Origin of the sequence: Hoeflea marina (genome assembly GCF_003182275.1) — a bacterium.
Classification (GTDB): domain Bacteria; phylum Pseudomonadota; class Alphaproteobacteria; order Rhizobiales; family Rhizobiaceae; genus Hoeflea; species Hoeflea marina.
Map to the genome: position 1 here is coordinate 24,591 of NZ_QGTR01000011.1, position 9,612 is coordinate 34,202.

Genomic DNA, 9,612 nt, shown 5'->3' on the forward strand with positions numbered 1-9,612 from the left:
CCCTGCCCCGGGTCAATCGAACGGGGCGTGACATTGCTCCAATGAGGATGACCGACATGACCAGGACCACGAAGACCACCAACGACGCCACCTCCGCCATCAAGAACATCTTTGACAGCGTCGAGAAGAAGATTGCCGTTCCGGCCGAGACCCGCGAATTCGTCGCCCGTCAGGCCGCTGCCGCCAAGGCCCACGCCGAGACGGCCCATGCGGGCGCGGCAAGGATGAACGCGGATGCCGAAAAGGCAGCCGTGACGATGTTCTCCCAGTATGCCGCCTTCACCAAGGGCCTGCTCGACCTGACCCACGCCAACGTCACCCATGCGCTGGCCACCGTCGAGAAGATGTCCGCCGCTTCGTCGGTCAATGACGCCGTCCAGATCCAGGCCGAATATGTCCGCGACGCCGCCAAGGCGAATTTCGAACACGCCCGCTCGACCGCCGAGATGGCCCAGAAGCAGGCAGCCGAAGCCGCCGCATCGGTTCGCGACGAAGCCACCAAGGCTTTCGAACTGGCCCGCAAGGCCGCCTGACCGTCAGACCCGGCATGAATTGAAGGCCCGGAAGGCATCAGCCTCTCGGGCCTTTTGCCGTCCCGCACCCACCACCCGGACGGGCGGCGCCGGTTGCCAGAAAACCTGCAGCGGCAGGTAGCAAACACGTTTGATTTCAAGGCACTGCGGTCAATTTTGGAATCATGGCCGCAAGCGGTTGACTCAAAATCTCAACCCCATCTTGGCGGGATTTGTCGCCGCTGTCGTTTCGACCGCGTCCCCTGTCATCCGCGCCTGGGCGCGCTCCAGGCCATGCGGCACCTCGATGCGGCCGACGGAGCGATTGCCGGAAAACCGCATCTCGGCGCCATGCCGGCGCGCCAGGGCCTTCATGGCGAGATTGTTCGATCCGGTCTCCACCAGCATGGCGCCAAGGCCGACGGTTTCCGCCTGCTTCAGCAGTTCCCGGATCAGTGCCGATCCAACGCCCTTGCGGCGCCACTCGGCGGCCACCGAGAAGGCCGTCTCGCCCTCGCCGTTCGCCGCGGCGTCGCCGCGGTGCAGTTCCGCGACCGCCACCAGACGTCGGCCGTCGAAGGCGCCGACAATGATGGCCGCCTTCAGGGATCGCTCGATGTAGCCGTCAAGCCAGTGGTCGGAGGTCGTGCCGTTGAAGCGGTCGCGACGGGCGTCGGGGTCCAGCTGATGCAGGTGAGCCGCAAACGCGGATGCGTCCGCCGGCCGAAGCCGCCGATAGCGCAATGGGTGCGGAACTGAAGCTGCAGGGGTCCAGGGACCAGAAGACAGGTTGCAGAGCATGGTCGACTTTCACGGTCATCTCCCGCCGAATCCTCACGCCGAATATTGTGCATTGCAGCAATATTTTCAAGGCAAAGTTTTGTGACAGTCTGTCACGCGGCGGCATTGATCGAAGCGGGCCGCCCGCGTCCCTCCCGCACGCCCTCGGCCACCCTGGTCGGTCGCCTCGCATCTCATCGCGACCTCGTCCCCCAGTTGGGGGATGCCGCCTGCCGGATCCATCCCTAGGGTCCGATCACGCAGCACTGCACTGACGCCGCCAAGCCTGGCGTCACCGTGATCCACACCTGTCCAGACCGATGACCATCGGGGACGCCAGCCACCGGAGCCTTCCATGAAAAAGTTGTTCGTATCCTCCACCGTCCTCGCAGGTCTTGCCATGCTGGCCGGCTGCTCCCCGTCAGCGGGTGGCGGTGGTGGCGGCGGCACGGCCGTCACCGGAACCCTGCCCATTACCGCCAGCGGCAGGATGCTGGCCTTTCAGGCAACGGCGGACACCACGCTCTACGACACCGCTGAACCAGGCGTGCAGAACGCCTACACACAGCTCACAGGGACGACGATGCTCGACAAGTCCGCGCCCGCCGGCATGGCGATCTCTGGGTCGGCGGAGGAGGACCCCACGCCCTACGCCAGCCAGGGACCCAACGCGGCGCTGATCACCGCGACATCGGCGGACACCATGGCCGGCGGCACGGCGCTCAAGGGCATCACCAACGGCAAGGGCAACGTCTATTTCGAGGCAGGCGCCTTCGGGGATCCCCAGGTCGGCACGACCGACGCCAACCTGTCCGCGGTCGGTGTCTACAACATCTACGAGAACAACCAGCTGGTCGACACCATCGTCATGCAGCACGGCACAACGATCCGCTACGCCGACAGCGGCTCCGGCGGCAACGGCAATTTCGGCGTGGGCTATATCGGCAACAACACCACCACCATGCCCGGCTCCGGAACCGCCACCTACAAGGGCTTCTGGGAAGGCGGCGTCGGCGCCTACGACACCGGCGCGGGCACCGCGCAGATGGGCCTGTCCGGAAAGGTCGCCCTCGCCGCCAATTTCCAGACCGGCAAGGTCTCGGGCGGCGTGACCGACGCCAGGCTCGAAACCTATGATTCGGGAACGCAGCAACTGGTCAATCTCAACTCTTCGATCACCGGTCTGAAGGTCGACGCCGACATCACCGGCTCCGAATATGCCGGCACGGCGACGCTGGTCGATTCCGGCGGCAATGCGGTGGGCACCACGACATCGAACAATCTCATCGGCGCCTTCCTCGGCGACAACGCGGCCGAAACCGTTGCCGCCACAGCCATAGAGGGCAGCGCCGAGCTCGGCGGCACGACGCGCAACTACATCCTGACCGGCGTCATCGGCGGCCAGAAGAACTGACCCGGCCGATCCTGCCGATACCGGTGCATTGATGTTGAACATGTCTATCCGCCTCCCAAGGCGTTGTCGGACCGCCGCTCTCGCCCTGGTCCTGGCGGGAGCGGCGGCTTTTTCCCCGGCTTTCGCCGCCGTCCCACTGGGCGATCAGGCCACCTATCTTACCGGCGTCGAGCGGCTGATCGCGTCCGGCGATCTCGCCACGGCGGAAAAGGCGCTGCTTGGCCACCGCTTCGACGGCGAAGACAACGCCTTCCGTGCCGCCTTCCTGCTCGCCATGGTCAAGGGCCGCACGGGCAGGCTCGTCGAGGCCGAAAAGCTGTTGCGCCAAATGCTGGCGCAGCGGCCGAACCTGGAGCGGGTCCAACTGGAACTCGCACACGTGCTGGCTGCCCAGGGCCGCAGGGAGGCCGCCGCTTACCAGTTGCGCAGGCTCGCCGACGCCAGCGGCAACGACCTTGCCCGCAGCGAACTCGAGGGCCTGATCGACCGGATCAATCCGCGCGGCGGCTGGAGCGCCAACGTGTTCATGACGCTCGCGCCGTCGACCAACGTCAACAACGGCTCGAGAAACACCACCATCCTGGTCGGCGGCCTGCCATTCGCCATCGCCGATGACGGCCGTGCGCAATCCGGCATCGGCGCCACCAGCGGCGTCTCCCTCTCCTACGCCCGACCGTTGAGCGAAAAGCTGACGGCCTTCGTCGCCGGCTCCGCCTCGTTCACGAATTACTCCGGCGGACCCTACGACAAGCCGCTCATCGAACTGCAGGCCGGACTGCGCCATCGCGGCCTGAAGCATTTCCTCTCCGCCGAACTGCTCGTCGACAAGGTCTGGCTCGGCGGCGACGCCAACAGCCACGGGCTCGGCGGCCGCATCACCGGGCGCTGGAGCGTGGCGCCGAAATGGCTGCTGTCGGCCGACACCACTTTCATGAGCCGCTTCGCCGACACTCCCGCCGGCGCCGACGCCAACACCTGGCGCAGCAACACCGCGCTGAGGTTTTCTCCGAGCATCGCCATGTCCTTCTGGGCCGGTGGCGGATACGAGACCGAGGAGGTCAGGGGGCGACGCTTCTCCTCCTACCGCCAGTGGAGCGGCACGCTCGGTCACAGCCGCGAGCTCAGCCACGGCATTTCGGTCTCCGCGCAGTTGACCCTCGGCAGCCGCGGCTTTGAGGCCGACTTTCCCGGCATGGGCGAGCCGCGCCGGGACGAGTTCTACGAACTGCGAGCCACGGTGATGAAGCGCGATTTCCAGATCTTCGGGGTCACGCCGCGCTTCGGCATCAGCTACCTCGACCAGACCAGCAACGTCGCGCTCTACGACTTCGACCGATGGAGCGGCGACGTCACCCTGACCCGCGAGTTCTGACGGCGGACGCCATCAGACGCTTGCACCCGCCCGCGAGAGGCTTTCGGCCAGATCCCGCGCATAGGTGGAGAACACCATCACCTCATAGCTGTCGGCACCGGACGCCGTCAGTTGCACCGGCACATGGCCGAACAGCGTCGGGGCGCTCGCTCCAGGGCCGAAGACGTCGAGATCGATGGCCGAATGCTGGGCGATGACCCCGCGTGCCCCCGCCCCCGACAGGCCGATCCGCACCCGCGCACCTCCCAGATCGAGGAGCCGTGCACCGGCCGGCAGGTCGGCGGCCAGCCGCTCCCCAAGGTCGGCAAAGCTCTCCCCCGCCCTGCCCACGGCCAGCACCTGCCCCGGCGCAACGACGCGTGCGGTGCCGTCGCCAAGCGCCCCCGCCTTTGCCAGGGCGGCAAGCCTGGCCGCCGGACTCCTGACGCCGTGCAGCAGCGCCACCGGCGCGCTCGGCAGCAGCTCCATCCGCGCCGGCGCCTCGATGGACGACGGCAGGTCCTTGAGCAGCATGGAAACGGCCGGCGTGACCGCCATCACCGGCGCCAGCCGCCGTTCGGGTTCGATGCCGGCATCCGCGACCGGCAGGAACACCGGATCGACGACGCGCGCCTCGGTCTCCAGCCCGCGCACCGCGTCCCAGACGACGATGGTCTCGCCGTGGCGATCACGCCCGCGCTTGAGCATGGCAAGCCCGATCGGGCTTTGCAGATGCGGCGACCAGCAGGCGGACGCCACATGGCCCTGATCGTTGGCCATCGATGGCGTGGCATTGACCTCGAGCAGATGCGCGCCGGCGAGAATCCGCTGCGTCGGCTTGAGCGGAACAAGCCCGACCAGTTGCCCCCGGTCCTCGCGCTGCATGCCCTCGCGCGCAAGCATCGCGCGACCGATGAAATCCGCTTTCTTGGCCGACACCATCTTGCCGAGTCCGAGATCGCCCGGCGTCACCCGTCCATCGATTTCCGCATGCGTGAGAAACCCCTTCTCGATGCGGAGCACATTGAGCGCTTCCAGCCCGTAGGGCGCCGCCCCGAACGGCTCGCCGGCCGCAAGCAGCGCATCGGCCACCGCCTCGCCGTGCTGGAACGGCACCGCCAGCTCGTAGCCCAGTTCGCCCGAAAACGAGATCCGGAACAGGCGGGCCTCGAGACCCGAATGCAGCGTCACCGGCCGCGCCGTCATGAACGGGAACGACGCGTCGGAGACATCCTCGGCCACGACGCGGGCCACCACCTCGCGGGCGCGCGGCCCGGCGATGGTGATCTGCGCCCACTGGTCGGTCACCGACGCCAGATTGACGTCCATTTCCGGCCACAGCGCCTGCGAACAGAATTCCAGATGCGCCATGACTTCGCCGGCCGCCGCCGTCGTCGTCGTCACCAGATAGTGGTCCTCGGCGAGCCGGCTCGCCGTGCCGTCGTCCATCAGCATGCCGTCCTCGCGCAGCATCAGCCCGTAGCGCGCGCGGCCGACGGCGAGCGTCGACATCGTGCCGGTGTAGACCCGGTCGAGAAACGCCGCCGCGTCCGCGCCGCTGACGTCGATCTTGCCCAGGGTCGAGGCATCGGAAATGCCGACGCCCGCCCGCACGGCCAGCGTCTCGCGGTCGCAGGCGTCCTTCCAGCCGGCGTCGCCCTCGATCGGGAAATGCGAGGCGCGCAGCCACTGCCCGGCCTCGATGAACACCGCGCCGTGCCTCTCGGCCCAGTGGTGCAGCGGCGAGCGCCGCACCGGCGCATAGTGCGAGCCGACATTCTGGCCGGCCAGCGCGCCGATCGACACCGGCGTGTAGAACGGCCGAAATGTCGTGGTGCCCACCTGGTCCGGGGTCGTCCCCCGCGCTTCGGCGAGGATGCCGATGGCGTTGATGTTGCCGGTCTTGCCCTGGTCGGTGGCCATGCCGGTGGTGGTGTAGCGCTTGGCGAGCTCGACATGGCCGTAGCCCTCGCGCACCGCCAGCCCCAGATCGGAGACGGTGACATCGTTCTGGAAGTCGACAAAGGCCTTGGCCTTGGCCTCCTTGACATGCCACAGCGTCGCAAAGCCCGGTGTGCCGCCGCTGGCTTCGCGGACGGCGGGCAGCGCCGTCTTTTTCGGCTTCCGCCCGAGCGCACCCAGCGCCCGTGTCGCCGCCGCCACGCCCTCGGCGAGGCAACCGGCGAGATCGAAGCTGCCGTTGGCCGCACCCGCGGCTTCCAGCCCGTCGCGGGGGGCGGGCGGCAGGAACAGGCCGCGTTCCCCGTCCCAGGCCGGCCGATCGCCGCGCTGGCAGCTCAGATGCACCACCGGGCTCCACCCGCCGGACATGGCGAGGCTGTCAACCGGCACCGTCTCGGTGCGGCCATTGCCGGTGTTGAGGACATGCACCGCCGCCACCGCGCCGCGGCCGCCGACATCGGTGATGAGGTGGCCCGAGAGCACCCTGAGGCCCTCCGAGGCGGCCCGGTCCGCCTCCGGAATGTCCTGCCGGCAATCGATGACCGCCGCCACCTCGACGCCAAGCCGCTTCAGGTCCCGCGCCGTCTCGTGACCGGACGAGCCGGTGGTGAAGATCGCCGCCCGGGCTCCGGGATTGATCGCCTGGCCGTTGGCCAGACCGCGCATCAGCGAGGCGGTCATCACCCCCGGCCGATCGTTGTTGCCGAACACCAGTGGTCGCTCCTCGGCCCCCGTCGCCATCACGGCGCGCCTGGCAATCACCCGCCACACCCGCTCGTTGGCGCCGCCGGCCTCGGCCGGATCGAGCCGCTCGACGGCACCGTAGACGCCGCTGTCATAGGCTCCGAACACCGTCGTGCGCGTGAGCAGCTTCGCCCCCAGCCCCTCGAGCTCGGCCACGGCATCGGCCACGAATCCGGGGCCGTCGGTCTCTCCGATCTCGACCCGGTCGCGGATCAGCCGCCCGCCGGGGGAAGCCATCTCGTCGCACAGCATCACCCGGGCGCCTGCCCGCGCAGCCACCAGCGCCGCCATCAGGCCGGCCGGGCCGGAGCCGATCACGAGGAGGTCGCAATGCGCCCAGCGCTTGTCGAAGCGGGCCGTGTCCGGATCGTGCCCGGCCCGGCCCAGCCCCGCCGCGCGGCGGATCACCGGCTCGTAGAACTTTTCCCAGAGCGCCGCCGGCCACATGAAGGTCTTGTAGTAGAAACCGGCGCCGATGAAGGGCGAGAGCAGCTGGTTGACCGCGCCGACATCCGTCGCCAGCGACGGCCAGCGGTTCTGGCTCTCGGCCGTGAGCCCCTCGCGGAGCTCCACCATCGAGGCGCGCAGATTGGGTTCGCGGCGACCTCCGTCGATGACGGTGACCAGCGCGTTCGGCTCCGACGAGCCGCCGGAGACCAGTCCGCGCGGCCGGTGGTACTTGAACGAGCGGCCCATCAGCCTCACGCCGTTGGCCAGCAGCGCCGAGGCCAGCGTGTCGCCGGCAAAGCCCTCCAGGCGGCGGCCGTCAAACGAGAAGGAAATGGTCCGCGACCGGTCGATGAGCCCGCCGGAGGAGAAACGCGACGAACTCATTGGCCGGTATCCTTCATGCTTTTCGTCTTGCCCTTGGTGGTCCTTGTCGCGGTCGGCCTGGCGGCAGCCTCCACCGGCTTCGCCGCAGCCTTGCCCGCAGCCGCCTTGCTTGCCGCCGGTTTCGCAGCTGCCTGCGCCTGCACCGGCGTCTTCGACGCGTCGCTCACGACGAGCACGTCATGGGAAAACGTATCGCGCTCCACCACCAGCCAGCGGCGGCAACCGCCCGTATGCTGCCAGTGCTCGCGCATCACGCCGCGGACATTGTCGCGCAGATTGACATAGGCGTGCCAGGCTTCGGGCGCTGCGCCCACGGCGGGTCGCATCGGGCCCGCGTCGCCGCGAATGGAAAATTCTTCCTTGGGACGTATGCCGCAATGCGGACAGGTGATCAGGCTTGCCATTGTCGCCCCTCCTCAGTGCTGGTTCGGCTGGGCGCCGTGGCCGGTTTCATCGATCGGATAGCCGCGCGCGAAGCGGTCGAGCCGGTAGGCCCTGGTCAGGTCGTGCGGCGTGCCGGTGGCCAGAAGATGCGCGAAGCACCAGCCCGAGGCGGGCGTCGCCTTGAAGCCGCCATAGCACCAGCCGGCATTGAGATAGAGGTTGTCCACCGGCGTCCGGTCGATGATCGGCGAGCCGTCCATCGACATGTCCACCACCCCGCCCCAGGCGCGCAGCACCTTGACCCGGGAAACCGCCGGCACCATCGCGACGGCCGCCTCCATGACGCTTTCCACCGTCTCCAGATTGCCGCGCTGGGCATAGGAATTGTAGAGGTCGAGCCGGCCGCCGAACACCAGCCCGCCCTTGTCGGACTGCGACATGTAGAACAGCGCCGCCCCGAAGGTCACCACCTGGTCGATGAACGGCTTGATGCCTTCCGAGACGAAGGCCTGCAGCACCTGGCTCTCGATCGGCAGCCGCAAGCCGGCCATTTCCGCCACCCGCGAGGAGTTGCCGGCCGCCGCCAGCCCCAGTTTGGAGCAGCCGATGAAGCCGCGCGTCGTCTCCACGCCCTTGACCACGCCGTTCTCGGTTCGGATTCCGGTCACTTCGCAATTCTGGATGATGTCGACGCCGCGCGTGTCGGCCGCCCGCGCATAGCCCCAGGCGACGCCGTCATGCCGCGCCGTGCCGCCGCGCCGCTGCAAGAGCCCGCCCTGGATCGGAAACCGCGCATTGTCGAAATTCAGGAACGGCACCATCTCGCGCACCTGGGCGCGGTCGAGCAGTTCGGCGTCGTCGCCATGCATCCGCATGGCGTTGCCGCGGCGGGCGAACGCGTCGCGCTGGCCGTCGGAATGGTAGAGATTGAGCACGCCGCGCTGCGACATCATGGCGTTGAAGTTGAGCTCCTGCTCGAGCCCCTCCCACAGTTTGAGCGAATGCGAGAAGAACGGCTCGTTGCCCTCCAGCAGGTAGTTGGCGCGCACGATCGTGGTGTTGCGCCCGACATTGCCCGAGCCGATATAGCCCTTCTCGATCACCGCCACATTGGTGATGCCGTGGTTCTTGGCGAGATAGTAGGCGGTCGCCAGCCCGTGCCCGCCGCCACCGACGATGATGACGTCATAATGCGGCTTCGGCTCCGGCTCGCGCCACGCCGGCTGCCACCCGGTGTTGCCCTTGAGCGCCTGGCGGAAGATGTTGAATGCGGAGTATTTCATGGCCCTGCCCGGTTCGCGGATTCGGCCACAGCAAATGGCCAACCGGCCGGGAAGTCAACGTGCCCCGGGCCGCGCGCACCGCTTTGTTTAACGATTGCGCGGGGAACGACATTTGTTGGGCGAAAGGCGACGCGGGCGCCGACATCTCCCCCGCAAGAGGGAAACTGGGGTCAGCACCCTGCCGGAACTGTTGGACGGATCCGCAAAGCCCCTCCAGCAATTCCAGTCCCTTGCGGAAATTTTCGCCCCTTGCCGTCCACCCCTCGCGCCCCCGTGCCATACTTGCCGCATCTTCCGCCAGAACGGATGTTCCGGGGCTACGGACCCCGGGACGGCGGAAGGCGGTGG

General features: G+C 68.0%; 5 protein-coding genes and 2 pseudogenes. 3 read left to right on the top strand and 4 right to left on the bottom strand.

Going from position 1 to position 9,612, the window contains the following annotated elements:
* The first annotated feature begins 56 nt into the window (after nucleotides 1-56).
* Nucleotides 57-533 carry a phasin family protein gene (locus DFR52_RS23655; protein WP_158285034.1) on the top strand — a complete coding sequence of 159 codons (477 nt, stop codon included), beginning with the start codon at nucleotides 57-59 and terminating at the stop codon, nucleotides 531-533.
* 183 nt (nucleotides 534-716) lie between these two features.
* On the opposite strand, the gene DFR52_RS23660 is transcribed toward DFR52_RS23655, so the two are convergent.
* Nucleotides 717-1,313: a GNAT family N-acetyltransferase gene (locus DFR52_RS23660; RefSeq protein ID WP_110034558.1), complete on the bottom strand. Its 597-nt coding sequence runs from the start codon at nucleotides 1,311-1,313 to the stop codon at nucleotides 717-719.
* Between the two features lie 334 nt (nucleotides 1,314-1,647).
* Between DFR52_RS23660 and DFR52_RS23665 the strand changes: the two genes are divergently transcribed.
* Both DFR52_RS23665 and DFR52_RS23670 read left to right on the top strand, forming a co-directional pair.
* Entirely contained in the window at nucleotides 1,648-2,706 is a 1,059-nt protein-coding gene (locus DFR52_RS23665; protein ID WP_110034559.1) for a transferrin-binding protein-like solute binding protein, read from the top strand.
* 40 nt (nucleotides 2,707-2,746) lie between these two features.
* A complete protein-coding gene (locus tag DFR52_RS23670) occupies nucleotides 2,747-4,078 on the top strand; it encodes a surface lipoprotein assembly modifier (RefSeq protein ID WP_158285035.1) in 1,332 nt (443 codons plus the stop codon).
* Nucleotides 4,079-4,663: 585 nt separating this feature from the next.
* Here the strand turns inward: DFR52_RS23670 and DFR52_RS23675 are convergent.
* The 3 genes and pseudogenes from DFR52_RS23675 to DFR52_RS23685 form a co-directional block, all read right to left on the bottom strand.
* Nucleotides 4,664-7,597, bottom strand: a pseudogene (locus DFR52_RS23675) (sarcosine oxidase subunit alpha family protein); the annotation flags it as partial.
* A 125-nt stretch (nucleotides 7,598-7,722) separates the two neighbouring features.
* A pseudogene (locus DFR52_RS24930) lies at nucleotides 7,723-8,001 on the bottom strand (sarcosine oxidase subunit delta); the annotation flags it as partial.
* A gap of 12 nt (nucleotides 8,002-8,013) precedes the next feature.
* Nucleotides 8,014-9,264, bottom strand: coding sequence for a sarcosine oxidase subunit beta family protein (locus DFR52_RS23685; protein WP_110034563.1), 1,251 nt, complete (start codon nucleotides 9,262-9,264; stop codon nucleotides 8,014-8,016).
* Between the last annotated feature and the right edge of the window lie 348 nt (nucleotides 9,265-9,612).